Annotated in this window: 22 protein-coding genes and 1 riboswitch; of the genes, 10 read left to right on the top strand and 12 right to left on the bottom strand. The window is 68.5% G+C overall.

The window, feature by feature from the left end:
* Positions 1 to 167 precede the first annotated feature (167 nt).
* From AC6I21_RS14775 to AC6I21_RS14755, 5 genes are read right to left on the bottom strand one after another with little or no spacing between them, the layout of a single operon-like run.
* Complete coding sequence (locus AC6I21_RS14775; RefSeq protein WP_497762765.1) at positions 168 to 1763, bottom strand: ABC transporter substrate-binding protein; 1596 nt, start codon at positions 1761 to 1763, stop codon at positions 168 to 170.
* A 54-nt stretch (positions 1764 to 1817) separates the two neighbouring features.
* Positions 1818 to 2993 (bottom strand): serine hydrolase domain-containing protein, encoded by a 1176-nt coding sequence (locus tag AC6I21_RS14770; protein ID WP_497762764.1) that lies wholly within the window; start codon positions 2991 to 2993, stop codon positions 1818 to 1820.
* A gap of 20 nt (positions 2994 to 3013) precedes the next feature.
* Positions 3014 to 3802 carry an ABC transporter ATP-binding protein gene (locus AC6I21_RS14765; RefSeq protein WP_497762763.1) on the bottom strand — a complete coding sequence of 263 codons (789 nt, stop codon included), beginning with the start codon at positions 3800 to 3802 and terminating at the stop codon, positions 3014 to 3016.
* Positions 3799 to 5511: a dipeptide/oligopeptide/nickel ABC transporter permease/ATP-binding protein gene (locus tag AC6I21_RS14760; protein ID WP_497762762.1), complete on the bottom strand. Its 1713-nt coding sequence runs from the start codon at positions 5509 to 5511 to the stop codon at positions 3799 to 3801. Before AC6I21_RS14760 ends, AC6I21_RS14765 begins: the two co-directional genes overlap by 4 nt.
* Positions 5511 to 6533, bottom strand: coding sequence for an ABC transporter permease (locus tag AC6I21_RS14755; RefSeq protein ID WP_497762761.1), 1023 nt, complete (start codon positions 6531 to 6533; stop codon positions 5511 to 5513). The genes AC6I21_RS14760 and AC6I21_RS14755 overlap by 1 nt, the downstream gene beginning before the upstream one ends.
* Positions 6534 to 7617: 1084 nt before the next feature.
* On the opposite strand from AC6I21_RS14755, the gene AC6I21_RS14750 reads away from it, so the two are divergent.
* The 3 genes from AC6I21_RS14750 (at position 7618) to AC6I21_RS14740 (ending at position 9947) form a co-directional block, all read left to right on the top strand.
* A complete protein-coding gene (locus AC6I21_RS14750) occupies positions 7618 to 8115 on the top strand; it encodes a transporter substrate-binding domain-containing protein (RefSeq protein ID WP_138927043.1) in 498 nt (165 codons plus the stop codon).
* Complete coding sequence (locus tag AC6I21_RS14745; RefSeq protein WP_497762760.1) at positions 8112 to 9083, top strand: cation diffusion facilitator family transporter; 972 nt, start codon at positions 8112 to 8114, stop codon at positions 9081 to 9083. Before AC6I21_RS14750 ends, AC6I21_RS14745 begins: the two co-directional genes overlap by 4 nt.
* 315 nt (positions 9084 to 9398) lie before the next feature.
* Complete coding sequence (locus AC6I21_RS14740) at positions 9399 to 9947, top strand: hypothetical protein (protein ID WP_497762759.1); 549 nt, start codon at positions 9399 to 9401, stop codon at positions 9945 to 9947.
* A gap of 48 nt (positions 9948 to 9995) precedes the next feature.
* On the opposite strand, the gene AC6I21_RS14735 is transcribed toward AC6I21_RS14740, so the two are convergent.
* Complete coding sequence (locus AC6I21_RS14735) at positions 9996 to 10673, bottom strand: GntR family transcriptional regulator (protein ID WP_497762758.1); 678 nt, start codon at positions 10671 to 10673, stop codon at positions 9996 to 9998.
* 121 nt (positions 10674 to 10794) lie between these two features.
* Between AC6I21_RS14735 and purU the strand changes: the two genes are divergently transcribed.
* Positions 10795 to 11703, top strand: coding sequence for a formyltetrahydrofolate deformylase (gene purU, locus AC6I21_RS14730; protein WP_497762757.1), 909 nt, complete (start codon positions 10795 to 10797; stop codon positions 11701 to 11703).
* Between the two features lie 52 nt (positions 11704 to 11755).
* A complete protein-coding gene (locus tag AC6I21_RS14725) occupies positions 11756 to 14281 on the top strand; it encodes a GcvT family protein (protein ID WP_497762756.1) in 2526 nt (841 codons plus the stop codon).
* A 20-nt stretch (positions 14282 to 14301) separates the two neighbouring features.
* Here the strand turns inward: AC6I21_RS14725 and AC6I21_RS14720 are convergent, their stop codons facing one another.
* Positions 14302 to 15786 (bottom strand): FAD-dependent oxidoreductase, encoded by a 1485-nt coding sequence (locus AC6I21_RS14720; RefSeq protein WP_497762755.1) that lies wholly within the window; start codon positions 15784 to 15786, stop codon positions 14302 to 14304.
* Between the two features lie 338 nt (positions 15787 to 16124).
* Positions 16125 to 16214: riboswitch (SAM riboswitch) on the top strand.
* 147 nt (positions 16215 to 16361) lie between these two features.
* Between AC6I21_RS14720 and AC6I21_RS14715 the strand changes: the two genes are divergently transcribed.
* From AC6I21_RS14715 to AC6I21_RS14705, 3 genes are all read left to right on the top strand, one after another.
* On the top strand, positions 16362 to 17510 hold the full coding sequence (locus tag AC6I21_RS14715; RefSeq protein WP_497762754.1) for an acyl-CoA dehydrogenase family protein: 1149 nt from the start codon (positions 16362 to 16364) through the stop codon (positions 17508 to 17510).
* Between the two features lie 76 nt (positions 17511 to 17586).
* Complete coding sequence (locus tag AC6I21_RS14710; protein WP_497762753.1) at positions 17587 to 18864, top strand: acyl-CoA dehydrogenase family protein; 1278 nt, start codon at positions 17587 to 17589, stop codon at positions 18862 to 18864.
* Positions 18865 to 18990: 126 nt separating this feature from the next.
* On the top strand, positions 18991 to 19473 hold the full coding sequence (locus AC6I21_RS14705) for a DUF6069 family protein (protein ID WP_175419462.1): 483 nt from the start codon (positions 18991 to 18993) through the stop codon (positions 19471 to 19473).
* An 86-nt stretch (positions 19474 to 19559) separates the two neighbouring features.
* Here the strand turns inward: AC6I21_RS14705 and AC6I21_RS14700 are convergent, their stop codons facing one another.
* From AC6I21_RS14700 to AC6I21_RS14680, 5 genes are all read right to left on the bottom strand, one after another.
* Positions 19560 to 20843: a dicarboxylate/amino acid:cation symporter gene (locus tag AC6I21_RS14700; protein WP_497762752.1), complete on the bottom strand. Its 1284-nt coding sequence runs from the start codon at positions 20841 to 20843 to the stop codon at positions 19560 to 19562.
* Between the two features lie 196 nt (positions 20844 to 21039).
* Positions 21040 to 21915: a phosphonate ABC transporter, permease protein PhnE gene (phnE, locus tag AC6I21_RS14695; protein WP_249354469.1), complete on the bottom strand. Its 876-nt coding sequence runs from the start codon at positions 21913 to 21915 to the stop codon at positions 21040 to 21042.
* Positions 21912 to 22715, bottom strand: coding sequence for a phosphonate ABC transporter ATP-binding protein (locus AC6I21_RS14690; protein WP_138176296.1), 804 nt, complete (start codon positions 22713 to 22715; stop codon positions 21912 to 21914). Before AC6I21_RS14690 ends, phnE begins: the two co-directional genes overlap by 4 nt.
* Positions 22715 to 23635 (bottom strand): phosphate/phosphite/phosphonate ABC transporter substrate-binding protein, encoded by a 921-nt coding sequence (locus tag AC6I21_RS14685; RefSeq protein WP_497762751.1) that lies wholly within the window; start codon positions 23633 to 23635, stop codon positions 22715 to 22717. Before AC6I21_RS14685 ends, AC6I21_RS14690 begins: the two co-directional genes overlap by 1 nt.
* Before the next feature lie 92 nt (positions 23636 to 23727).
* Complete coding sequence (locus AC6I21_RS14680; protein WP_497762750.1) at positions 23728 to 24912, bottom strand: TIGR03364 family FAD-dependent oxidoreductase; 1185 nt, start codon at positions 24910 to 24912, stop codon at positions 23728 to 23730.
* Between the two features lie 165 nt (positions 24913 to 25077).
* Here AC6I21_RS14680 and AC6I21_RS14675 point away from each other — a divergent pair, with 165 nt between their 5' ends.
* Positions 25078 to 25839, top strand: coding sequence for a GntR family transcriptional regulator (locus tag AC6I21_RS14675; RefSeq protein WP_138927054.1), 762 nt, complete (start codon positions 25078 to 25080; stop codon positions 25837 to 25839).
* 68 nt (positions 25840 to 25907) lie between these two features.
* Positions 25908 to 26600 (top strand): phosphonatase-like hydrolase, encoded by a 693-nt coding sequence (locus AC6I21_RS14670; protein WP_497762749.1) that lies wholly within the window; start codon positions 25908 to 25910, stop codon positions 26598 to 26600.
* The last annotated feature ends 263 nt before the right edge of the window (positions 26601 to 26863 follow it).

Below are 26863 nucleotides of genomic sequence, written 5' to 3'. Positions count from 1 at the left end.
GCCGGACCGTCCCGGTTAAACCGAATGGTCCCGCCGTCCAGATGGACAGCGGAACCAATTCAGATCATCACTCGCACCCTCAATGAGGTTGTTGACAACACTAATCGGGGTTTCTGTGCCCGGGCTGGGCGGGAACCCGGTGTTTACCGGTGATCCCGCCCTGTCAGTTAGTCGGTGATGCGCATGGTGCGCGCCGAGCTGATGCCGTTGATGACCCGCGCCGAGAAGCCCTGGGCGGTGGTCAGCTGTGCGGACACGTCACCCAGCGGCACCACGTGGGCGTCCTGGAAGAGCCCCGCCTGCAGGTCCTGGTAGATCGCGCAGCGCTTGTCCTCATCGGTTTCGGCCATCGCCTGGCCGACCTGGGCCAGGAACTTCTCATGCTTCGCCCCGGTGATGTTCCGTCCACCGTCCTCGGTGGTCGGCCCGGTGAAGCGGGAGAGCCCGGCGTAGAGGGTGGAGGAGATGTTCACCAGGTTCACCACGGTCATGTCCCAGGAGTCCGGCTTGGTGCTCAGCTCGGTGAACAGCGAGGCGGTGTCCACGCTGCGCAGCTTCACGTCGGCGCCGGCCTCATTCAGGGCCTGGGCGATGTAGGTGTTGCCCGCGCCCTTGCCCACCGCCGGGGTGCCGACCAGGGTGGCGGCCTGTCCCTTGATGTCCGCCAGGTCCGCGTCCTTCGGGCTGAGCAGCGCGGCGTCGGTGTTGGCGCACTGCACGGACTCGGAGACGAAGCTGGTGGCCGGGGCGCCCAGCCCGTTCGTGGCCGCCTGCACGAACGCCTTCTGGTCCACGGCCTTGGCGACCGCGCGCCGGGCCTCGGGATCCGCGAACGGCTTGCCCTTGCGTTCGTTGAACACCATGAACAGGTTCGCGGTGGAGAAGCGTTCGGTGCCGAACTTCTCATCGTCCTTGAAGCGTTCCATCGGTTCACCCAGCACGGTGGCGATGTCGATCTGGTTGGTCAGCAGGCCGTTGGCGATGCTGTTGTAGTCCGAGCTGACGCTGTACTTGATGGTCTTGGCCACCCGGCCCTCGAAGGGCTGGGCGTATTCGGGCCAGGTGTAGCCCTCGTCGCGCAGCGCGAACTCCACGTTCACCCCCGGCTGGTAGTCGGCCAGGGTGTAGGGGCCGGAGAACGCGCCCTCGACCTTGCCGGCCGTGGTGCCCTCCGGGTCCTTCAGCCCGGCCGGACAGATGATCCCGGATTCGGGCATGCTCAGGCCCTGGCCCATGTCCGCCCATGCGGTGTCCAGCTCAATGGTGACCTTGCCGGCGGCGTCGTCCGCGCTGATTTTCGGTTCGGAGGGGCCGAAGACCAGATCCTTGTTGTTGGACTTCTGGGCGAACGCGTCCAGCGACGCCTTGACTACGCTGGCGGTGATCTGGGTGCCGTCCGCGCAGGTGGCGCCCTCGCGCAGCGTGAACTCGCCCCGGGTGGGGCTCAGCTCCCATTCGCTGGCCAGGTCCCCGGCAAAGGTGTGGTTGTCATCCTGCACCAGCAGGGTGGCGTAGAGCAGGGAGTTGGCCATGGTGGCCGGCACCCCGGAGGAGGTCAGCGGGTTGAAGCTGTTCGGGTTGGCGATCATGGTGGAGCGGATGGTGTCGGTCTTGCCCTCGGCCCCGCCGTCGGCGCTGTTCCCGGTGGTGCACCCGGTGACCGCCAGCGCCAGGCCGGTGGCCCCGGCCAGCAGGGCGGCGCCGCGGCGGCGCAGGCGGGACGGGGTCCCACCGGATGAGGTGGATGCGGTCGGTGTTGGCATGATGGCTCCTGAAGGTTGTGATGGTTGGGGTTTTGCGGGGGTCTGTGGGGGCGGCTAGCCGGCGGGCGTGGCGGTAAGCTGCCGGCCGATGTGGGCGAACACCTGCTCGAAGTCGGGCACCGGCACATCCGCCCGCACCGGCTGGGCGCCAAAGTGGACGATGACCAGTTCGCGGCGCGGGTCCACGTAGAGCCGCTGGCCGGAACGGCCGCGCGCCACGAAGCTGCCCGGCTCGCCCAGCGGCAGCCACCAGAAGTCGTGATAGGCCAGCACCGGGCCGTTGGCGCGCGTGTCCCCGGTGCCCAGCACGTCCGCGGCCGGCCCGTCGGGGATGCGGGTGATGTCCGCGACCAGCGCCTCATCGAGCACCTGGACGCCCTGCCGGCTGCCGCCGCAGCGCAGCAGTTCGCCCAGCAGCGCCAGGTCCCGGGCGGTGGCGGAGAACCGGCCGCTGGCCAGCTCCCGCCCCGTGGAGTCCAGCCCGAAGTGGGCGTCCTCCCCGGCGCCCAGATGCACCCACAGCAGCTCGGAGACCAGCTGCGCCAGGCTTTGCCCGGTGACCCGGCGGATCGCCTCGCCCAGCGCTTCGGTGTTGCCGTTTTCGTAGCGGAAGATCTGCCCGGGCGGCTGCTCGGCACCCGCGGTGGCCAGGCGCTCGAGCAGCGTGCGCGGCCCGGTGTAGTCCGCGGCTCGCTCGAACATGCCCACCGCCTCAAAGAACCTGCGGGCCTCCTGCTCCTTGTTGAAGGCCCGCCCGCCATAGCTCACGGCGGTGCCCATGTGCAGCAGCTGATCCAGGTTCGCCTCGCCAAAGGCGGTGCCGGCCAGTTCCGGCACGTAGTGCCCCAGCCGCTGCTCGCGCTGCAGCAGCCCGTCGCGCAGCAGCACCCCGGCCACCAGGGAGACCACGGACTTGGAGATCGAGGCGCTCAGGTGGGTGTCGTGTGCCGCCATCGAGTGCAGGTACTGTTCGTGCACGAGCGCCCCGCGGTGCAGCACCAGCAGGGCGTTGCTCTCGGCCCGGGACAGGAAGTGCTCCAGCGGCTGCAGCACGCCGGGCCGGGGGCCGGGCACCTGCATGCCCGCCAGGGCGCCCGCGGTGTGCGGCGGCAGCGCCGGAGGCGTGGTGCCGCGCCAGATGCGGCGGGTGGGCATGGTCTGCCGGTCGTTGATGAAGTGCTGGCGCAGGACCTGCGGGTCCGCCAGGCGCTGCAGGGTCTGGGTGTTCATGGTTTTCCTCCGGTGCGGGCCTAGGCCAGGGTGAAGCCCGGTGCCCCGGGCACCGAGTCCAGCAGGGTGCGGGTGTAGTTTTCGCGCGGGTTGCCAAAGACCTCATCGATCGGCCCGGATTCCACCACCCGCCCGTGCAGCATCACCACCACCTCGTCGCAGACCTGCTGGGCCACGGCCAGGTTGTGGGTGATGAACAGCATCGACTGCTCCCGGTGCTGGGCACGCAGCCGGGCCAGCAGCCCGATCACCTCGGCCTGCACGGACACGTCCAGCGCGGAGGTGATCTCATCGGCCACGATCAGCTGCGGCTGCACCGCCAGCGCCCGGGCGATCGCCACCCGCTGGCGCTGCCCGCCGGAGAGCTCATGCGGGTAGCGCCGGGCAATCTGCTCCTCCAGCTGCATGGTGTCCAGTGCCTGGCTGATCGCCTGGCGGTGGGCGGCCGGGTTGGCGCGCACCGGGTCGATCGCCTCGGCCAGGGTCTGGCCGATGGTGCGCCGCGGGTTCAGGGAGGCGTACGGGTCCTGCGGGATGTACTGCACCTGGCGGAACAGCCGGCGCTGCTGGGAGCGGGTGGGCCGGGAAATGTCCTGCCCGGCCACCTGCAGCCGGCCCGAACTGATCCGGTGCATGCCCACGATCGCCTTGGCCAGGGTGGACTTGCCGGACCCGGATTCGCCCACCAGGGCCACGGTGCGTCCCTGCGGGACGTCGATGCTCACCTCGTGCAGCACCTGTACGGCGCCGAACCCCAGGCTGAGGTCCTTGGTGGCCACGATCGGAGCCGGGATGGCGGGGGCGCTCATGTGCGGATTCCTTCCTCTTCATTCAGCACCAGGCCGCTGCCGGTACGCAGCACCGGGACCGCGTCCAGCAGCTGGCGGGTGTACGGGTGGCTGACCTGGCGGCTGGAGATCTGCTGCGGGCTCAGCTCCTCCACGATGCTGCCCTTGCGCATCACCAGCACCCGGTCGCACAGCTCCTGCACCACTCCGATGTCGTGGGAGATGAACAGGATCGCGGTGCCGTACTCCTCGCGCAGCCGGCGGAACTGGCGCAGCACCTCGATCTGCACGGTCACATCCAGCGCGGTGGTCGGCTCATCGGCGATCAGCAGCGCCGGGCCGGTGGCCAGGGTGGAGGCGATCATCGCCCGCTGGCGCATGCCCCCGGAGAGCTCGTGCGGGTACTGGCGCAGCCGGGCGGCCGGGCGGGTGATCCCCACCTTGCCCAGCGCCTGGATGATCGCCTCACGTGCCTGGGCACGCGAGGCCCCCTGGTGGGTGCGCAGCACCTCGGTCAGCTGCGGGCCCATGGTGCGCGAGGGGGTGAACGTGGAGCCCGGGTCCTGGTAGACGATCCCGATCTGCTGGGCCAGCCGGGCCGCCGGCGGGCTGCCGAGCATGTCCAGCTGCGCCACCGTCAGCGCCCGGGCCTGCACGGACAGGTCATCGGCCGCCAGCCCGGCAATCGACATCGCGGTCAGCGACTTGCCCGAACCGGACTCGCCCACGATCCCCAGGATCTCCCCGGGCTGGATGTGCAGGTCGATGCCGTGCACCAGCTCGGTCGGCTGGCCCTGGCTGAGGTAGTTCACCCGCAGATCCTCCACCCGCACCAGCGCGGTGTCGGTCTGCGCGTTGGCCGGGGCGCTCTTGGCCCCGCGGCGGCTGCGCCGCCAGGCGCGTCCGGTGCGCGGGTTGGCGTGCGCGGCCAACGCATCGCCGATCAGCATCGCGCCGACCGCCGCCAGGATGATCATCACCGCCGGGCCCAGCGCCTCAATCGGCTGGGTGTACAACGCATCGAGGCTGTCGTTGAGCAGCGAACCCAGGTCATACTGCGGGGGCTGCACGCCCAGGCCCACGAAGGACAGCGCCGAGATCTCCATCAGGGTGGAGGAGAACAGCGTGGTGGACAGGATCAGCAGCGGTTCGGCCATCCCCGGGATCATGTGCCGGGTGGCCAAGCGCAGCGGGCCGACCCCCAGGAACTTTGCGGTGGTGAAGTATTCGCTGTTGGTCACCTGCTGGGCCAGGTTCGCCGTCACGCGGGCGAACCCGGGCATCCCGGCCACCCCCAGGGCAATCACAGCGGTGCCCGCGCCGGGCAGCAGGATCGCCGCGATCACCAGTGCGGTGATCAGCGTCGGGTAGGCCACCGCAGTCTCCAGCAGACGCAGGCACCACTGGCGCACCTTGGCCGGGGCCAGCCAGATCGCCACCCCGGCCACCAGCCCGCCGGCCACCGAGAGCAGCGTGGCCAGCACCGTCATGACCAGGGTCAGCCGGGTCGCCACCAGCACCCGGGCCAGGTTGTCCTGCCCGAAGTCATTGGTGCCCAGCAGGTGCTCGGAGCTGGGGGCCAAAGCCCGGTTTTCGCTCAGCTCATTGGCCGCATCGGTCAAGAACAGCGGGGCGATGATCGCGGTGAGCACCAGCAGCGCCATCAGCACCACGCCGATGACCATCCCCGGGCGCCAGATGCTGCGGGTGGAATGTTGGGTCTTGGACATTACTCGGCTCCCGCCTTCAGGTTGCGCGGATCAATCAGCGCCAGGATGATGTCCACCACCAGCACCAGCACGGTGGCCAGCATCCCCAGCAGCAGGATGGTGGCCCGGATCATCGGGTAGTCCCGGGAAATGATCGCATCCACGATCCCCTTGCCCACCCCGGGCCAGCCGAACACGGTTTCCACCACGACGGTGCCCCCGAGCATCCCGGCCAGCAGCAGCCCGGCCAGGGTCAGCGTGGTGGTCAGCAGGTTCGGCAGCACGTAGCGGCTGTTCACATGCCAGGTGCTCAATCGCCAGCCGCGGGCGGTGCGCACATAGTCCTGTTCCAGGATCCCGGCCGCCTCGCGCCGCACGATCCGCGCGATCACGCAGGTCGGACCGATCATCACCGCCGCTGTGGGCAGCACCAGCGAACCCAGGGTCGCGGCCCCACTGGCCGGGAACCAGCCCAGGCGGATCGCGAAGACGAAGATCAGCAGTGTGGCCAGCACGTAGTTGGGCACCGCGAAGATGAAGCTGGTGATCCCGTTGAACAGGTGATCGGCCCAGGCCCGGCGTCCGCCGCGGGTGAGCAGCGCGGTGCCCATGCCCAGCGGCACGCCGATCACCAGCATGCAGCTGATGGCCAGCAGTGCGATTTCCGCGGTGAACGGCAGCCGGGCCAGGATCGCTGCGGTCACCGTGGTGCCCGAGGCGAAGGAGTCGCCCATGTCCAGGGTGAATACCCCGACCACGTACTGCCAGAACTGGGCCAGGAACGGCTGGTCCAGGCCCAGTGCGGTGCGGGTGCTTTCAATCTGCTCCACCGTCGCCCCGTCCCCGGCGGCCACCACGGCCGGGTCACCGGGCAGCAGCGGAACGATCAGGAAGGTGACAATGACCAGGATGACGAAGGAGAGCACCAGCCCACCCAGGCGGCGCAGGAGGAAGGCGGACCACGGATGGCTGGTGCGCTGGCGCAGCGAGGCCCGGGTCCGGCGTGGCTCCAGTTGCGGATCGGTGACGCCGACGGTGGTCATGACGCCACATCCGGCAGGGTGGTGGCTGGTGCGCCGCCAAGATCCGCGGCACTGCGGCGCGGGGCCGAAATGGGGGATCTGGGTGGGAAGCGGTACATGGCGGTGGTCTTTCCTTTGGTTGCGAAGTGTGTGGCACGAAGCGTTGGATGCCCCTGTTCCGTGCCGTGGTGGGGCGCCGGGTGCGGACGGGGCCGGAGGATTGCCCGCTGCCTCCGGGCAGCTAGCGCTGTCCGGAGGGTCCCCAGGCGGGGGTCCAGGCCCGAATTTGGGAGCAGCCTCGGTGAAGCGATGCATGTGCGGACATGTCGGTACCCCTCCCATTGCGAGTTCATGGACAGTCTGTCCAATAAAGTTGTTAGAACCAAGGTATGCCAGTGATGCACATCACGCAACCTTTTGTGGTTTTGCGGTGCATGTGACGACATTGGGCCACTTGGTCCTTCTGGCGCAATCAAGAGGACGGGCAGAGGCGGTAATGCCGCGGAGGATTCGCGGACAGGGAGGCGTTCCCTCGGCTTGGGAGATGGCGAGGAGGTGTGCCTATTGGGCTGAGTATTCCTGGTTATCTGAACGAAGTACGAAGCGCGCTTCGCGGGTGGCGTGGACGATGCGCGATTTTCACCCCTTAGAACTTGAGGCTCTACCTTCTAGACGGCTCGTCTAATAGTTGGACAGAGGAGGCTGTTCGCAGACGGCAATGCACGAGCCGGTGCGCGGGGGCAGCCGAAGATGGTCGTGGACTCGGAGCCGATCGGCCGCCGAAGCGATGCAGGGAATCGCCAGTTAACGAAAGAACTCCCGTTGGATACCAACGGGAGTTCTTTCGATCATCACTCGCACCTTCAAGGAGGTATTTAAAACAATAAGACCGCTTTCTGTGTCCGCGCTGAGCTTCGGCTTCCAGTCTGCCGACCGTGGCGCCGCGAAGCCGCGGAGCGTCAGTGTGCGGCGTGCTGCTTCGTGAAGGAAGCCTGAAGATTGGCAGGGATTTCGGTGCACCGACCTGCGGGCCACAGGGATCTGTCGTACGTTGCAGGTGAGAATCCATAGCCGAGAGTGTCAGAAGCGGCGGGAGGAGAAACAGATGTCGCCATCGAAAAGAACGCGGTTGTTCCTCCGTGCTGCGGGTGCAGCGCTGCTTGGATCCAGCCTGCTCGCCGGGTGTGCGGCCCAGATTCCGGTGGACCCCAAGGGCACGCTGCAGGATGTTCGCCACGACACGCTGCGCGTGGGGATCTCGCCCAACCGTGAATTCGTGGATGTGCGCGACGGCCAGTACACCGGGGACGAAGTGGAGCTGGTCAAGGACTTCGCCAAGGGCCTGGACGCCGAGGTGCAGTGGACGCTCGGCGGGGAGGAGCACCTGGTCAAGCAGCTGAAGGAGGGCAAGCTTGACATGGTGGCCGGCGGAATCACCGCCAAGACCCCGTGGAGCAAGGAAGTTGGGATCACCCGGCCCTATCGCACCGTGACGGAGGAGGACGGCAAGCAGGCCCAACTGGTTCTGCTGGTGCCGCCCGGGGAGAACGCCTTCCTAGGGGAGCTTGAGTACTTTCTGGACCAAACCCAGGAGATGCCATGAACCTGAAAGCCGGAACCGGCCTGCCCAAACAGCAGCGCGACATGTTGCGTCGGGCAGCGAAACTTGAATGGATCAGCGTCGGCTATGCCGCCTGCACCATTACCCTGGTGGCCTTGGTGGTGGGCAATTCCCAGGCCATGCGCACGGCATGGGTGGAGGACATGCTCTCCGTGCTGCCGCAGCTGGCCTTCCTGGTGGCCCTGTTCTACACGCGCAGAACCCGGCGCCCCACCCACCCCTATGGTTACCACCGGGCCATGAGCGCCGGACATCTGGTGGCCGGAGTGGCGCTGCTGGTGGTGGGCGGCATGCTGGCCTACGAATCGGTCTCCGCGCTGATTGCCCAGGAATACCCGACCATCGGCACCATGAACGTCTTCGGGCACACGATCTGGCAGGGGTGGATCATGATCGCGGTGATGACCGTGATCGCCGCCCCGGCCGTGATTCTGGGGCGGCTGAAGGTGAAGGTCGCCAAGCCGCTGAACAACAAGCTGCTCTACGCCGACTCCTATATGGCCAAGGCGGATTGGCAGACCAATGCCGCCTCCATCGTGGGCGTCGCAGGCATCGCCATCGGCCTGTGGTGGCTGGACAGCGTGGCCGCCGCGGTGATCTCCGCGGGCATCCTCAAGGATGGCTGGACCAGCACGAAGGCCGCGGTGGTTGACCTGCTGGACCGCCGGGCCACCAGCGTGGAGGGCGAGGACCCGCACCCGCTGATCCCGGAGTTTGAGAGTCGCCTGAAGTCCATGGGATGGGTGGACCGGGTCGGGGTTCGCGTACGCGAACTGGGCGCCGTCCTGCATGCGGAGGCCTTCGTGGTACCGCATTCGCCAATGGTGGGTGTGGAGGAGATGGACGCCGCCCGCAAGGCGCTGGAGGAGCTGGACTGGAAGGCGTATGACATCGTCATCATTCCTGTGCCGGAACTGCCAGACTGCTTCGTGGAGCCCACCACGGCATAACGCGGATCTGGGGCCGGTGGAACCGGCATCGCTTAACCAGAAAGCTCCCGCGGGCCGTAACCCTGCGGGAGCTTTCCAGATCATCACTCGCACCTTCAATGAGGTGTTTTCAACATTAGTGGCCGTTTTTGTGTCGCAGCTGAGCGCAGGCTTCGGGCTCACCGGGGATTACCGGGCCGCCACGCTCGCCCAACCGGCCTGGTCGGCCTCATCCCGCCAGCGCTCGCCGACTCCTCCCGTGGTGTGAGAAGGGGATGCGGTTTTTCCCTCTCCCGCCCGAGGTGCCCGCCGGGCTAGGCTTCATAGGCTAAAAGCATGATGAAAAAGAAGTACCTCGCATTCACCGCCCTCGCCATTCCCGCCTCCCTGCTGCTCGCTGGGTGCAGCGTCGGGGATTTGAGCGGCGAAACCTATGACAAGGCTGAATCGAAGAGCGCGGCCACCTCCGAGGATGGCGTGAAGTCCGGGCTGCTGGCCGATTGGGTCCCGGCCGGTGGCAGGGACGTGAAGCTGGAGCAGCGCACCACCGGGGCCGAGCGCATCTTCGTCATGGACTATGGCGGCCCGCTGCCCAGGCAGGAATGCCTGAGCCTTTCCACCGTGGGGGAACCGAACGAGTCGGAGCTGGCCAAGGCCTATGCCGCGGACCGGCGCACCAGGGATCTGCAGGTCTCCGAGGTCGCCACCGTGCGCACCCTGGACGCGGACTGGTGGCCCAAGGATGCCGAAAAGCAGACCACGGACTTGTGCGGCCGCTGGTGGGTGCACGAGTCCGAAGGCAAGCTCTATGGGTTCGCCCCCGACCAGCAGCAGATCGCCGACAGCGTGCTGCGCGAACGCAGCACGAACGACCGGGATTCATAGACCGTCACGGCCCCTCCAGCCGTCTGGCTGGCCGGGCGTGCATCTTTTCTAGAGGTCCAGTAGTGCGGTGCGCACCGCCTGCTCGAACTGTCCCACGTGCAGGCCGGCCAGGCGGGCCGCTTCGGCTTCATCCCCGTCAATGATGGCCTGCAGCAGCGCCAGGTGCTCCTTCACATGGGTGCTCACCCGTGGCAGCCTGTCGATGACCGTGCACCAGATCCGGGTGGCCAGGTTGCTGTGGCGGATCAGCACGTCCTCCAGGTAGGGGTTGCCCGAGGCGCGGTAGATGTTGCGGTGCACGGCCGCGTCGAAGGTCAGCAGATCGGTGGTCGAGGCGTTGGCGGCGTCGAAGCGCTCGATTTGCCGGGAGGTCTCCCGTAGGGCGGCGCGGGTGGATTCGGAGGCGGTGCGGGCCGCGCGGGCCGCGGCCATTGGCTCGAGCTGCTGGCGGATCTCCGAAACATAGGCCAGGTCGCTGATCTCCACCCGGGTGGCGAAGGTGCCGCGCTTGGGGAAGGTGATGACCAGCTTGTCCACCTCCAGGCGCTTGAGCGCCTCGCGCACCGGGGTGCGCCCGATGCCCAGTTCACGCATCAGCTCCTCATCGTGGATCGGGTCCCCGGGCTGGATCTGCAGGGTCACCAGCATCTGCAGGATCCGCTCGTAGGCCTCCTCGGCTTTGGAGGCACCTCGTGGGTGCAGTTGTGCGGTGACTGCCTGCGCCATTTTCCCTCTTTCGCGTTCGTTGCCAATTAACCCTTGACCCCTGAACTTTGTGTGATCTAGGCTACAGGACACCCTAGTATATAAGTTGGATACAAATCCCGTATTTCATCGGAGCGAAACGATGTCCCTGATCGATTTGCCTGCTTCCCACCCCGCCGCCCACGCCGCCAGGACGGAAGAAACCTCCCACGACTTCGTGTTCACGGCCAGCTGCCGGGACCGGGTGGGAATCATCCACGCGGTCAGCCAGTTCCTTGCCGGGCGGGGGCTGAACATCCGCGAGCACCAGCAGTTTGACGACACCGTCAACGCCAAGGTGCACCTGCGCACCGCGTTCCACAGCGACACCCCGCTGCGCGCCGCACAGCTGCGCGAGCAGTTCCGGCCCGTTGCCGAGCGCTTCAACATGGGCTTCCAGATCCGCGACTCCAAACCCACCCGCACCCTGCTGATGGTCTCCAAGTCCGGGCACTGCCTGAACGACCTGATCTTCCGCTGGCGCACCGGCACCCTGAACGCCCAGATCCCGCTGGTGGTCTCCAACCATGAGGACCTGCGCCCCATGGCCGAGGCCGCCGGGATCCCCTACCTGCACCTGCCGGTGAACGCCGGCAACCGCGCCGCGGCCGAGGCCCGGCTGCTGGAGCTGATCCAGGAGCACCGCATCGAGCTGGTGGTGCTGGCCCGGTACATGCAGATCTTCTCCGATGAGCTCGCCGCCGGGCTGCAGGGCCGGGTGATCAACATCCACCATTCGTTCCTGCCCGGGTTCAAGGGGGCCCGGCCCTACCATCAGGCCCACGCCCGCGGCGTGAAGCTGATCGGCGCCACCGCCCACTACGTCACCGCCGACCTGGATGAGGGGCCAATCATCGAGCAGAAGGTGATCCGGGTGGATCACTCCCATGATCCCCGCGCGCTGGCCCAGGCCGGGCAGGGCGCCGAATGCCAGGCGCTTTCGCGTGCCGTGCAGTGGCACTGCGAACACCGGGTGCTGCTGGAGGGCTCGGGCACCATCGTCTTCCGCTAGCCCGCATCCCCCCGCACATCCCAGACTTGAGCCCAGCAGTAGGAGAAAGACCATGTCACCCACCTCACGCGTCATCATCATCGGCGCCGGCATCGTCGGCGCGAACCTGGCCGACGAACTCGTCCAGCGCGGCTGGAAGGACATCACCGTCATCGAACAGGGGCCATTGGAACTGCCCGGCGGTTCCACCTCCCACGCCCCGGGGCTGGTGTTCCAGACCAACCCGTCCAAGACCATGACCGAATTCGCCAGCTACACGGTGCAGAAGCTGACCGATTTGGGGGCCTTCAACCCGGTGGGCGGCCTGGAGGTCGCCACCACCGAAACCCGCTGGCGGGACCTGCACCGCAAGCACGGCTGGGCCACCTCCTGGGGCGTGGAGGCCCAGCTGCTGGATGCCGGGCAATGCAAGCGGCGCTACCCGCTGCTGGATGAACAGGTCGTCTACGGCGGGCTCTACGTCCCCTCCGACGGGCTGGCCCTGGCCGGGGTGGCGGTGGAGAAGCTGATCGAACGCACCCGCGCCGCCGGGGTTGTCTACCGGGACCGCACCGAGGTCACCGGTGTGGGGCAGCAGGAGAACCGGGTCACCGGGGTGTGGGTGGGCGAGGAGTTCCTGGCCGCGGACATCGTGGTGTGCTGCGCGGGCTTCTGGGGCGCGAAGGTCGGGGCCATGGTGGGGGTGCGGGTGCCGCTGCTGCCGCTGGCCCACCAGTACGTGAAGACCACCAGCGTCAAGGGCCTGCGGGGGCGCAACAGCGAACCGAACGGCGCCAGCCTGCCCATCCTGCGCTACCAGGATCAGGACCTGTACTTCCGCGAGCACGGGGACCGCTACGGGATCGGCTCCTACGCGCACCGCCCGATGCCCGCGCTGATCGAGGACCTGCCCCGGATGGACCCGCAGGACCACACCCCGGAGAACATGCCCTCCAGCCTGCAGTTCACCGTCGAGGACTTCCTGCCGGCCTGGCAGGCCTCCAAGACGCTGCTGCCGGAGCTGGCCGAGGCGGAGATCGCCAGCGGCTTCAACGGGATCTTCTCCTTCACCCCCGACGGCGGCTCACTGGTCGGCCAGTGCCCGCAGGTGGAGGGCTTCTACCTGGCCGAGGCCGTGTGGGTCACCCATTCGGCCGGGATCGCCAAGGCGGTGGCCGAGCTGTTGAGCACCGGGCGCAGCGGCACCGACCTGTCCGACTGCGACGTCAACCGCTTCGAGGAGGTCGAACTGGCGCCCAGCTTCGTTCGGCAGACCGCCCAGCAGAACTTCGTGGAAATCTACGATGTGCGCCACCCCCTGGAGCCCCGGCTGGGCGCCCGCAACCTGCGGGTCAGCCCGTTCCACGCCCGGCAGCGGGAACTGGGCGCCCACTTCATGGAAGGCGGCGGGTGGGAACGCCCCTACTGGTACGAGTCCAACGCCCGCCACCTCGATGAGCTGCCCTGGGACTGGCGCCCGCCGATCCGGGACACCTGGTCCGCGCTGCACCATTCCCCGCTGGCGGCGGTGGAGGCGTACAAGACCCGCACCGCGGTGGCCATGTACGACATGACCCCACTCAAGCGCCTGGAGGTTTCCGGGCCCGGGGCACTGGCCCTGCTGCAGCGGCTGAGCACCGGGAACATGGCCAAGAGCGTCGGGGCGGTGACCTACACACTGCTGCTGGATGAGGCCGGCGGGATCCGCAGCGACATCACCGTCGCCCGGTTGGGACAGCACACCTTCCAGGTGGGGATCAACGGGAACATTGACACCGCCTACTTTCAGGTGGAGGCCCGCCGGCAGAACGAGGCCCTGGTGCCCGGCGGCTGGGTGCAGGTGCGGGACATCACCGGCGGCACCTGCTGCATCGGGTTGTGGGGTCCGCTGGCCCGGGAGGTCATCGAGCTGGTCAGCGACGATGACTTCTCCAATGAGGGGCTGCGCTACTTCCGGGCCCGCGCCGCCCACCTGGGCGGGGTGCCGGTCACCGCGCTGCGCCTGTCCTATGTGGGGGAGCTGGGCTGGGAGATCTACACCAGCGCGGAGAACGGCCAGCGCCTGTGGGAGGTGCTGTGGCAGGCCGGGCAGAGGCACGGCATCATCGCCGCCGGGCGGGCCGCTTTCGCCTCCCTGCGCCTGGAAAAGGGCTATCGCTCCTGGGGCGTGGACATGAGCACCGAGCACAACCCGTTTGAGGCCGGGCTCGGATTCGCGGTCAGCGCCAAGAAGGAGCAGGACTTCGTGGGCAAGGCCGCGGTGCAGCGGCTGCGCGAGGCACCGCCCACCCGCAGCCTGCGCTGCCTGCTGATCGAGAACGCCGGGGATCTGGTGCTGGGCAAGGAGCCGGTGTTCCATCAGGGGCGCGCGGTCGGCTATGTCACCAGTGCCGGGTTCGCGCACACCGTGGGACGGCCCATCGCGCTGGCCTGGCTGCCGGCCGAGCTCACGTTCGGGCAGCAGGTGCAGGTGGAGTACTTCGGCCGGCGGATCAACGCCACGATCACCCAGGACCCCGTCTACGACCCGCAGATGAAGCGGCTGCGCGGCCTGGAGCCGCAGGCTTCCCCCGCCGGCGCCCCGGTCGGCGCCGGGTAGCGCACCGGCGGGGGCGGGCGCTACAGCCGTTTCAGGTCACGGGTGGCCGGACCCTCCAGCCGCCGGCCCTGGGCGCTGAACCGCGACCCGTGCAGCGGGCAGTCCCAGGTGTTCTGCGCGGCATTCCACTGCAGGATCCCGCCCAGGTGGGTGCAGACCCCGGAAAGCCGGCAGGCATCCGGGTCCTGCGGGTTCTCGGCCACCACCTGGCGCCCCTGGCGGTGCACGCCGGGGCGGTCCCGGGTCTGCTGCGGGTTGGTGGGGGCCGCAAGCATGCGCGCCCAGTCGGTGAGCAGCAGCCGGGCCACGGTGGCGTTCATGCTGACCGCGTCCAGCCACGCGCCGGGGGACCGGTTGCCGGAGCTTAGCTGCCGGGCCCAGGGCAGGTTCCCGCCCAGGATGTCGGAGGACAGGCGCAGGGCGGCGGCCACCGCATTGGTCATGCCCCACTTGTTGAACCCGGTGGCCACATGGATCTGCCCGCCGCTGCCGGGCATGGTGCCCACGATCGGCAGCGCCCCGGCCGCCCGGTAGTCCTGCGCGGACCAGCTGTCGGTGCGTTCGGTGACCGGCAGCTGGTCGCGCGCCCACCGGTCCAGCTCGCGTTCCGCCGCGGCCGGGTCCCCGCGGCCCACCCGGTGGCCGTGGCCACCGACCAGCAGCAGCGGGCCGGTCATGTCCCGGGCGGTGCGGATGGAGTACCCGGCCGAGTCGATGGCCAGGAACATGCCCTCGGGGGCCTGTGCCCCGTCCCGCACCCGGTAGGCCAGGGCGTAGGAGCGGTTCGGCTCCAGCCGGGCGAAGTGCCCGCCACGGTCCAGCACCGGGGTGCCGGTGGCCAGCACCAACTGATCCGCGTACAGGTTCCCGGTGGGGGTCTGCACCCGGATCGGCGCCCCCTGCCCGGCCTTGAGCATCCGGGTGTGCTCAAAGATCTTCCCGCCGCGGCTGCGCAGTTCCTCGGCCAGCAGGCCCAGCACCCGCATCGGATCCAGCTGCGCCTGTTCGGGCAGGCGCAGCGCCCCGGCCACCTCGAACGGCAGCGACACCTGGCCACCGGGCAGTTCCTCCACCATCACCCCGGCCTCACCGCTGGCCGCCGCCTCGGCTCGCAGCCGGGGCAGTGATGCGCGGCGCAGTGCGAAGGTGTACGCGTCCTGGTGCTCCACCTGCACCGAGTTCTCCTCCAGATAGCGCAGCAGCCAAGACTGCCCCTCCCGGTTCGCCTCCACATAGGCCCGCAGCGCCGGAATCGACTGGCGGCGGCGGATCTGCTGCAGCGTGCCGCCCTGCAGCAGGCTCAGCTTGGCGGTGCTGTGCCCGGTGGTTCCGGCGCCCACCGTCTGCGCCTCGATCACCGCCACCTGCAGCCGCGCCCGGCTGAGCAGCACCGCCGTGGTCAGCCCGGTCAGCCCGGCCCCCACGACCACCACGTCGTAGCGTCCATCGGATTCAAAGTCATCGGTGTTGATCGGCGCGCTGGTGCGCTGCCATGTCGAGGTCATGATCCCTCCTGAAGGATTGGGTTGCTCGGGCCGCCACATGTCGATGCCCTGACCGTAGCCACGCACGCACCAGCACCCAACCCGTCCAAGGGACTTTGAAGCTGCGGATGGCGGACCATGGGGGCGGGAGGAAAGCCCCGAACGGTAGCAGCGCTCCGGTCTGCGCGGCAAGCCCCGGGAAACAGCCGGTTCACAACCCGTCTTTTGTTCGTCATCCGGGCCGCCAAGCACGTCATGTTCGGGCCGGCGGACGTCCAGTGCGACGTGACATGACGTTGTGAGTCCGGCGGTGACGGCACCACTGGCCGGGCCCCGGCGACCGGTGGTGCAATCGAAGCTCACCATCCAGAGCGGCCGAGAGACCTGGCTCAACGACGCCGCAGCAAGTTCACGACCGTGAATAGTGCTTCCGCCAGGTTCGATGGAACCGCAGCGCCACATTCCGCGCTCGGCATCCTTCGGAGCAACGTCTCTACGGGAGGAAAACAATGACCACCACCGCCACCACTAGCCGGCTGCCCCGCACCCCGTTTGCCGGGCAGGCCGACACCGCCGAACTCTCCCACTGATCCGCCGTGGCGAGCCAGGTGGCCGACACGTTGGCCAGGGACGCACTGGCCCGCGACCGCGCCAACCAGCAGCCGGTCCAGGAAGTCCAGCTGCTGCGCAGCGCAGGGCTGCTGAACCTGCTGGTGCCCGCCCAGTACGGGGGCTCCGGAGCCCACTTTGAGACGGCCTTCGCGGTGGTGCGCATCCTGGCCACCGCCGACGGCTCGATCGCCCAGCTGTTGGCCTACCACTACTTCAACCAGACGGGGATCGCGTTCTACGCCCCGCCCGAGAAGCAGGCCGACTGGTGGCGGCGCACCGTGGAGGGCGGCTGGCTGTGGGGCGACTCGATGAACCCGGTGGACCCCTCATTGACCCTGCGCTCCGACGGGCAGGGCGGCTACCTGCTGAACGGAACCAAACGGTTCTCCACCGGCTCCGGGGTCGGGGAGGTCATCATCGTCAACGCGGTGGTCGAGGACGGCCCGCTGGCCTCAAAGGCGCTGGCCTTCGTGCTGGAAACCACCCGGCAGGGCCTGGAACTCGTCGACGACTGGGACCATCTGGGCCAGCGGCTGAGCGCCTCGAACACCGTGCACTACAAGAATGTGCGTGTCACCGCGCAGGACATCCTCGGTGAGGTGACCGAGGAACCGGTCGCCACCCTGCTCATCCCCGGCCTGCAGCTGGCCTTCGCGCACTTCTACGTGGGCATTGCCCAGGGGGCACTGGCCCAGGGGCGGCGCATCCTGCTGGAGCGGCAGAACGCCTGGTTCCTCTCCGGGGTGCAGACCTACTCACGGGACGTGGTGTTCCAGCGCATCATCGGCGAACTGAAGGCCCGCACCGCGGCGGCCGAGGCGCTCACCGAGAAGCTCGCACGCCGCTACGACGCCCTGATTGCGCTCGCCGGGGAGGTCAGTGCCGATGAGCGGGCCGAACTTGCCGTGGCGATCGCCGAGGTGAAGGTGGTGTCCACCGAGGTGGGCCTGGAAACCGCCCACCGCATCTACGAGGTGACCGGTTCCTCCTCCACGAAGAACGATGTGGGCCTGGATCTGTACTGGCGCAATGTGCGCACCCACACGCTGCACGACCCGGTGGACTACAAGAAGATCGAGGTCGGCCAGTACTTCCTGCACGGTGAACCGCAGCCGATTTCGCTGTACACCTAGGCGGCGTGGCCGCCAGCGCCCGCCCCGCCTACCTTGCACAGCAGCTTCCCCACCGACAGACCCAAAGGAAAACACCATGACCACAGTGGCAACCACCCACAGCACCGCTTCAGCTGACGCTCCGGGTGCCGCGCGCCAAAGTGCCAACCGCCTGCAGCGCCTGCGAGCCCGCTTCGCGCCAATCTTCGAGTCCATTGCCGCCGGGGCGGTCGAACGCGACCGCACCGGCCAGCTGCCCTTCGCCGAGATCAGGCAACTGGCCGACGCCGGGTTCGGGGCGGTGCGCGTGCCCGAGAGCCACGGCGGCGCCGGAGCGGATCTGGGCGAGCTGTTCGAACTGCTCACCGACCTGGCGGCCGCCGATTCCAACATCGCCCAGGCGCTGCGCACCCACTTCGCGTTCGTCGAGGACCGGCTGGTGGCCGCCCCCGGGCCGGGGCGTGACCAATGGCTGCGCCGCTTTGCCGGGGGCGAGCTGGTGGGCAACTGCTGGACGGAGGTTGGCGCAGTGACGGTCGGGGACGTGATCACCAAGGTCACTCCGGACGGCCACGGGGGTTTTCGCATCAACGGCACCAAGTACTATTCGACCGGTTCGATCTTCGCGGACTGGCTGGACACCTACGCCGAGCGCACCGACACGGGCCAACGCGTCATCGCCGCGGTGCGGGCGGATCAGGCGGGGATCGCCCTGGCCGATGACTGGGACGGCTTTGGCCAGCGCACCACCGGCACCGGGACCTCGACCTTCACCGACGCGGTGGTCCACGAGGAGGACCTGATCGACTTCGACACCAGGTTCCGCTACCAGACGGCCTTCTACCAGCAGGTGCTGCTGGTGGTGCTGGCCGGCAGCGCCCGCGCGGCTGAACGCGACTTTGCCGCCGAACTGAAGCAGCGCAAACGCACCTTCAGTCATGCGGCCGCGAACCTTGCCAGCCAGGATCCGCAGCTGCTGCAGGTGATCGGTGAGGTTTCCTCCGCCGCCTATGTGGCCACCGCCGCGGTGCAGCGGGTCTCCCGGGCCCTGCAGGAGGCCCATGACACGGCGGTGGGGCTGCACGCGGGCACGGTTACCCAGGCCGAGGACCTGGCGGCCAATGACGCCGCCGAGCTGGCCTCCGCGCAGGCGCAGGTGACCCTCACGCCCCTGACGCTGAACGCGATCACCCACGCCTTTGACGCGCTGGCGGCCTCGGCGACCAGTGTTTCGAAGAACCTTGACCGGCACTGGCGCAATGCGCGGACCGCCGGGAACCACAATCCGTGGGTGTTCAAGGCCCGGCTGATTGGAGACTTGGCGGTCAACGGGACGCAGCTGCCGCGGGTCTGGGCGATTGGCGCATCGAAGTAGATCCCGCCGGCTTTGGACAGGGGGTTCCCACCCGGGCAGCCCGCACCTGTTCTCTTGCGGTGTGATGCGGCGTACAGTGAATTGACAGGGCTCAAGCGATTCGAGTGATCGAGGAGATGATCAGTCATGAGCGCCTACGCTATGCCTGTCAGATACAGGATGCCGTTCAATTTCGCCCAGGTCATCATCGCCGCGTTTGGTGCGGCAGTGTTGTGCGGGTTCGTGTTTTTCGTCAGCGAGGCCGCTGGCGCGTCCATGAGGTTCTCGGGCGGACTGTTCCAGAACCTGGACTTCATCCATATCCTGCGGTTCACCGCCCCGCCGATCCTGATCCTGGGGCTGTTGACCTTCGTCATCGGCCGCGCCGCACCCCGCTTCTGCCGCATTGCGCAGTGGCTGGGCGTGGCGGTCGCGGTGGTGTCCATCATCGTCCCGATCCTCTTTGCCGAAGATGTGCTCAGCGGGATCGCGTTGGCGCTGATGCACCTGATCGTGGGTGCCTCCTGGTACCTGGCGGTGAACAACTCCAACAAGAAGTACAACGACAAGGAGGCCGCCCAGGCCCTGGTGCCGGCCACGGCCAGCCACTACGGGGCCACCCGGCGCTAGCCCTTGAATACGGCCCAGGCCATGGTGCTGCGGGTTGCAGCGCCATGGCCTGGGGTGTGTTTGCGGACCGGGCCCGAAGGCGGCGGCTACTCGGGCCGGGTGTGCGAGTGCGCGGCGGTGCCCGGCAGCGCCTCGACCTCGGTGTCGGCCAGGTCCTGCGGCTGCGCGCCCAGGTTGCCGCGGGTCAGCTTGTTCATGATCATCGCGATCGCGCCGTCACCGGTGACGTTGGTGGCGGTGCCGAAACTGTCCAGGGCGATGTAGGCGGCGAACATCAGGCCGACCTCGACCTCGCCGAAGCCGAGCATCTGGGCCAGCAGGCCGGCGGCCGCGGCGATCGCCCCGCCCGGGACGCCCGGGGCGGCGATCATCATGACGCCGAGCATCAGGATGAAGGGCAGGTAGGCGCCGAAGGAGACGTTCCCGCCGGTCAGCAGCAGCACCGCAATGGAGAAGCAGGTGATCTTGATCATCGAACCGGACAGGTGGATGGTGGCGCACAGCGGCACCACGAACCCGGCCACGGAATCGTTCACGCCGTTCTTCTTCGTCGAATCCAGGGTCACCGGGATGGTGGCGGCCGAGGAGGAGGTGCCCAGGGCGGTGAAGTAGGCGTCGCGCATGTTCCACAGCGCCTTGAACGGGTTGCGTCCGGCGACCGAGCCGGCGATGGTGTACTGCAGGATCAGGATGACCAGGGTCAGCCCGAAGGAGACCAGGGCGACCAGCAGGAACTTGGTGATCACGGTGACCGCCGACCCGCTGGCCGACAGGTCCATGAAGATGCCGAAGATGAACAGCGGCAGCGCCGGGACGATGATGCGCCGGATGACGGACTCAATGATGGTGCGGAACTCGACCGCCCCGCGGAAGAGCACCTTGGAGTGGAAGGCGGTCAGGCCCACGCCGATGACGAACGCGAGCACCAGTGCGCTCATCACGTCGATGACCGGGGGCAGGACGATCTCGGTGGCCGAGTCGCCGGCGCTGGCGACCACGGTGATGAAGGGGGTGAACCCGGAACCGGACTCCTCCCCGAACTCCTCCAGCCCGCCGCCGGAAAGCGCCGGGGTGAACAGCCAGCGGCTGACGAAGTAGGCCAGCAGCCCGGCAATGACGGTCGAACCGTAGGCGATCATCGCGGTGATGCCCAGCCATTTGCCGGCCCCCTTGCCCAGCTCGGCGATGGCCGGCATGACCAGGCCCAGGATGATCAGCGGAACAATGAAGCCCAGGAACCCGGAGAAGATCGAGTTGTAGGTCAGAAACAGCCCACCCAGCCATTCGGGCATGATCGGTCCGGTCACCACGCCAAGGATGATGGCGATGATGATCCAGCCCAGCAGGGGGATCGATTTCAGTATCTTCATGGGGATCCTTCGGTCGTGATGATCGCGGCGCGCAGCGTTGGACTGCAGGTTGTGGTGCAGCCCACGCCCCAGTCATGCTATAGCGTCAGGGCCTCTGCTTGAAAGCCGGCAGCCCGCGCGGTGGCGGCGCCTAACACGGGCAAGGGGGCCCGCGCGGTTGCGCGGGCCCCCTTGCCTTGCGGTGTGGTGGTGCCGGTTACTGGCTCAGCTTCTTGCGGATGAAGCCCGAGGCCTGGTCGACCACGATGATCAGCACCAGCACGATGATGATGTGGGTGAGCATCGCATCGAACTGGAAGGACTTGATGGACTGGTTGATCAGCAGCCCGATGCCCCCGGCCCCCACCAGTCCCAGGACCAGCGAGGAGCGCACGTTCACGTCGAAGCGGTAGAGCAGCAGTCCCACGAACTGCGGGATCACCAGCGGCAGCGCGCCGTGGCTGATCTGCTGCAGCCGCGAGGCGCCGGTGGTGGACAGCGCCTGCTGCGGGCCCTGGTCGGTCTCCTCCATGGACTCGGCCCACAGCTTGCCCATCACCCCGGTGTTGTGGCAGATCAGCGCCAGCACGCCGGCGAACGGGCCCAGGCCCACGGCGGTGACGAAAATCAGGGCGAACACGATGTCGGGCACGGCGCGGAAGAAGGACAGGATGGCGCGGGAGCACTGGTAGGCCAGCGGGTGCGGGGTGGTGGTGCGGGCGGCCAGCACCGCCAGCAGCAGGGCGCTGGGGATGGACAGCGTGGTCCCGAGCAGGCCGATCCACAGCGTGACCAGCGTGGCCTTCAGTCCCGGGGCGATGACCTTCTCCCAGTCCAGGGAGGGCGGGAACGCGTCGGAGACGAAGCGGGCCATGCCCTCCCAGCCCTCCACCAGCAGCACCGGCTCGAAGCCGGTGCCGGCCAGGGCCAGTCCGTGCAGGGCCAGGATGATCAGCGCCGCCAGGGCCCACATGGCCCGCTTGCGGTGCCGGAACGGGTCCTGGGGCACCGGGCGGCTGCGCGGGGACGGGGCGTCCCCGGTGGCGGTCTTCAGGTCCACCTCGGTCATGGGTGGGCGGGTTTGCAGGCTCATGCCGCGGTCCTTTCGGGGGAGTAGAGCTGTTCCTGGACGCTGCTGGTGACCAGGTGGGTGGGGCCGTCGAAGACGATCCGCCCGCCCAGCAGGCCGATCGCCCGGTCGGCGTGGCGCACCGCCAGGTCCGGCTGGTGCAGCACCGCGGCCACGGCCAGGTTCTGCTCGTGGGCCAGCTCGGCCAGCAGCGCCATGATGTGTTCGGCGGCGTTCGGGTCCAGGGCGGAGACCGGCTCATCGGCCAGCAGCACGCTGGCGCGCTGGCACAGTGCCCGGGCCACGGCGACCCGCTGCTGCTGCCCGCCCGAAAGCCGGCCCACCTTCTCCAGGGCGCGCTCGGCCATCCCCACCCGCTCCAGGCAGTCCATCGCCTCCTGGCGCACCGCGCGGGAGAAGAACAGCGGGGAGAGGGAGGCGGCCCCGCCCAGGCGGGCCAGCGCCCCGGCGCAGACGTTGTCCAGGGCGGTGCGCCGCGGGACCAGGTGGATCTTCTGGAACACCATGGCCGCCTGGCTGCGGGCGGTGGCCAGCGCCTTGCCGTGCAGCCCGGCCAGGGACACCCCGTTCAGTTCGATCTGCCCGGCATCCGGTTCGGCCAGCCCGGCCACGCATTTCAGGGTGGTGGACTTGCCCGAACCGTTCGCGCCCAGGAACGCGACCAGTTCCCCGCGGTGCACGCTGAAGTCCACCCCGTCCAGCACGGTGCGCCCGTTGTAGGACTTGGCCAGTGCGTTCACGTTCAGTGCGGCGGTTTCGTGCCGGTCATCCCGGGCCGGTGCCGGTGTGCTGTGCTTGAGCATTACGCGTCTTCCTCGGTCAGGCCCATCTTCTGAGCCAGGTCGAACAGGGGCTGGTAGGTTTCCTTGCTGACTTCCAGCAGCGGGCCGGGCGGGGTGACGTCCAGGAACTTGCCGACCTCGGCGATGTCATCGGCCGGCAGGTTCACCAGCGCCTGCTTCACCGCGCTCTTCAGCTGCGGGTCCGCGTCCGGGCGGATGGTGATCGGGTCGTTCGGGATCGGGTCCGACTTCCACACCTGGCGGTAGTCCTGCGGGTTGAAGGTGCCCTCCTCGATGGCGGTGGCCATGGCCTGCGAATTGATCTGCGCGGCGTCCACCGTGCCGTTGGTCAGCGCCAGCAGCGCCTCTGGGTGCCCGCCGGCGTAGTTCAGGTTCAGCTCGGACTCGGGGACCCCGGCGGTCTTCAGCGCGTAGCGCGGCAGCACGTCCCCGGAGGTGGAGCCCACCCCGCCCAGGGCCAGGTCCTTGCCGCGCAGGTCCTGCACGGTCTTGATCTGCGAATCCTTGGGCACCCAGATCCCGGCGGTGTAGGAGCTCAGCTTGCCGTCCGCGGTGCCGAAGGAGACCAGCGGTTCGGCGCCGGCCTGCTGGCTGGCGAACACGAAGCCGACCGGGCCGAACTGGCCCAGGTCCAGCTTCCCGTTGCGCATGGCCAGCACCTCGGCGGAGTAGTCCTCCACCACCTGGACCTCAACCTCGCAGCCCAGTTCGCGTTCCAGCGCATCGGCCAGCACCCCGTAGGCCGGCTCCAGCTTGGCCGGGTCCTCGAAGGGTTCGATGCCGAACTTGATCGGCCCGTCGGCGCAGAAGGCCGGGGCCTCGGGGTTGGCCCCGGTGTCTGCGGTGGCCGAACCGCAGGCGGTCAGGGCGAGCAGGGCGCCGGCGGTGGCCAGCAGGGTCAGTGGGCGAGTGTGCTTCATGAGCGGTGTGTCCTTTGCGGTGGGCTCCGGTTGGAGCGGGGAGGAACAGTGGATGATGAGTGGGGACGGCGCCGCAGGCGGCGGCAGCGGGGTTAGCGGGTGGCGAGCTCACGCACGGGAAGGTGGGCGGTGTTGCGTTCGGCCAGCCCGAAGCACACGGTCATGCCCACCCCGGCGGTCACCGAGACCACCTGCACGCCCTCGCGGATCGGGGCGACCAGCAGCGGTCCGAGCTCGCTGGAGGCGTAGACGCCCTGCCAGCGTTCGACCACCTGCAGCGCCTCGGTGCCCAGCACCTGGCCGCCGGCCTCCAGCAGGGTCTGGGAGGTGGTTTCGGCCAGGAACGGGTCCTGCGTGGCGGCGTAGCTGTGCGAGTCGCCCATCAGCACGCTCCCGTCCGGGCGCTGGGTGAACATCAGGTTCGCGTCGATCTCCAGCAGCTGCGGGTGGCTGGCGCCCAGTTCCTCGCGCAGCCGCGCGGCCGAGGGGACCTCGGTGAACGCGTGGTAGCGCAGCATCGAGCTGGCGGTGAGCACCGCCGGGGTCAGCTCCAGCTGGCCGGGCGCCTTGACCCGGGCCATCTGCAGCGCGCAGCGCTGGATCCGGTGGGTTTCGGCCAGCCGGGGGAAGAGGTAGTCCACGTCGTGGCCCACGCAGATGAACACCTCATCGGCCTCGTAGGTGCCGCGGGAGGTGCGCACGGCGGCGCGGCGGGTGGTGCCGGCCTGGACCTGCAGGGCGCTGGTGTTCCAGCGCACCCGCCCGGCCGGCTGCTCGTCCACCCAGGCGGCCAGCCGGGCGACGGTGGTGCGCGGATCCACGCGCAGGTCATCGCGCAGCCACGCCCCGCCGACCAGGCCCGAGACGTCCTGCCGGCCGAGCCGCTGGGCCAGCTGGTCCGGGTTCAGCAGCACGATCTGACCCGGCTCGCGCACCGCAGCCAGTTCGGTGAGCACATCCAGTTCGGTCTGGGTGCGGGCCACGACCACGGCGCCGGTTTCCGCGGCCCAGAAGCCGGCCTGCTCGGCGTAGTGCAGCCACAGCTCGCGCCCGCCCTGGGCCAGGTCGTAGAGTTCACCGGACTGGGCGGTGATGCAGCAGTGGCCGAAGTTGCGCACCGAGGCCCCCACCGCGCGGTGGTCGCGGTCGATGACGGTGACCGTCAGGCCCCGGTCCAGCGCCCGGGCCGCGTGGGCCAGGCCGATGATGCCGGCGCCGACGACCAGGACGTCGCTGTGGGTTCCAGTGGTGTTTTCCGCTTCAAATTCGTTGTTCACGGCATCGATCATTGCCCGTCGTCCGACCGTGGTTCAAGCCAAAATGGCACTTGTGTGGACAAGTTTCCCCACTGTTCAACTCGGTGGTTTTCACTTCACCTGATGTTCACCTCAAAGGCCCCGGAACGTTGATTTTCCGGGAAATCCCACTTGTATGATCAAGTTGTGAACCAGAAGAACAACCAACCCAAGCATGAGTGGCTGGCCGGGGAACTGCGGGAGCGGATCACTTCGGGCCAATGGAGCCAGGGCGACCGCCTGCCCAGCGAGGCGCAGCTGTGCGAACAGGCCGGAGCCTCGCGCGGCACGGTGCGTCACGCGCTGGCCGCGCTGCGCGCTGAGGGGCTGATCACCGGGGGACAGGGCAAGCCGCCGGTGGTCGCCGGCGCCGTGGCCTCCCAGCCGTTCACCACGTTCATGTCGTTCACCGAATGGGCGCGCTCCACCGGCCGCGTCCCGGGCCAGCAGACCCTGGAGCTGGCCAAGCGTCCGGCGGACGCCGAGGTCGCCGGGCAGCTGGATCTGGAGGAGGGGGCGCCGGTCATCCAGGTGCTGCGCCTGCGCCTGCTGGACCGGGTGCCGGCCATGGTCGAACGCACCAGCTTCACCCTGCCGGTCGGGCGCCTGCTCTTTGACTTCGACACCGACTCCGGCTCGATCTTCGGCTACCTGCGCGAGCAGGGGATCGCTCTGGACCGCGGGCGGCACACCATCGACGCGGTGGCCGCCGATGAGCGCGATGCCCAGCTGCTGCAGGTGCCGCTGGGTGCCCCGCTGCTGCGCGAGCGCCGGCTGACCACCTCCCACGCCGGCCAGCTGCTGGAGTACTCCGATGACCGCTACCTGCCGCAGCTGGCGAACTTCAGCATCGAGAACACCAGCGCGCACCGCGCCGCCCTGGTCCGTGTGCCGATCTCGGCCGCCTAGCCCCGCGCCGCCCCACACCACGAACCACAACCTAGACTCAAGAACCACGACAGATAAGAGGGATGGACATGATTGAACTGATCGTCTGCGATATGGCCGGAACCACCGTTGATGAGCACGGGGATGTCTACCGTGCCCTGGAGAACGCGGTGCGCGAAACCGGGGTGGAGGTTGCCGCCGACGACCTGCAGACCTGGATGGGCGCGGAAAAGCGTGAGGCGATCACCGAGCTGATCCGCCTGGGCGGCGGGGAACCGGAGCCCCGGAAGGTGGACAAGGCCTTTGAGCGCTTCCGTGAGCTGCTGCTGGGCTACTACACCCAGAACCCGCCCACCGCGCTGCCCGGCGTGGAGCAGGCGCTGCGCGAGCTCTCCGCCCGCGGCGTGAAGGTGGCCCTGAGCACCGGGTTTTCCCGCGACGTGATGGAGGTGCTGCTGGGCGTGCTGGGCTGGAACGTCGGGGAGGGCGAACTGCTGGACGCGGCGGTGCCCGCCGACGAGGTGGCCGCCGGCCGCCCGGCGCCGTACATGATCCACCGCGCCATGGAGCAGACCGGGGTCCAGAACGTGGCCCGGGTGCTGGCTGCCGGGGACACCGTCAACGACCTGCTGGCCGCCCGCAACGCCGGCGTGCACGCGGTGGGTGTGCTGACCGGCAAGCTGCAGCGCGCCGAGCTGGAAGAGCAGCCGCATGATGCCGTGCTGGAGGGGGTCAAGGACCTGCCCAAGTACCTCGCCTCGCTGGATGCGGTCAGCGTCTAGACAACACTTCCGACGCCGCGGCCGAGCCGGTGGGTGACCTTCATGGGAACCCGCCGGCTTTGTCGTGCCGGGTGCGGGCGGGCCATGGTGCCGGGGGCGTCCCGTCCCGCCGGCCGGCGCCAAAGCGACGAATCCTCGGGCGCATCCGTGCAGAAAGCACCGCGTTGTCTCGCTGAAGGCGCAAAAATGTCGCTTATTTCACGTGCTTCCCGTATTTCCTGTGGGCTTCTACTGGACGTAGAATCAGTTGTCAATCTTCAACT

The organism is Glutamicibacter sp. St.4D3 (assembly GCF_059728615.1).
This window is presented reverse-complemented; position numbering and strand designations above follow the sequence as displayed.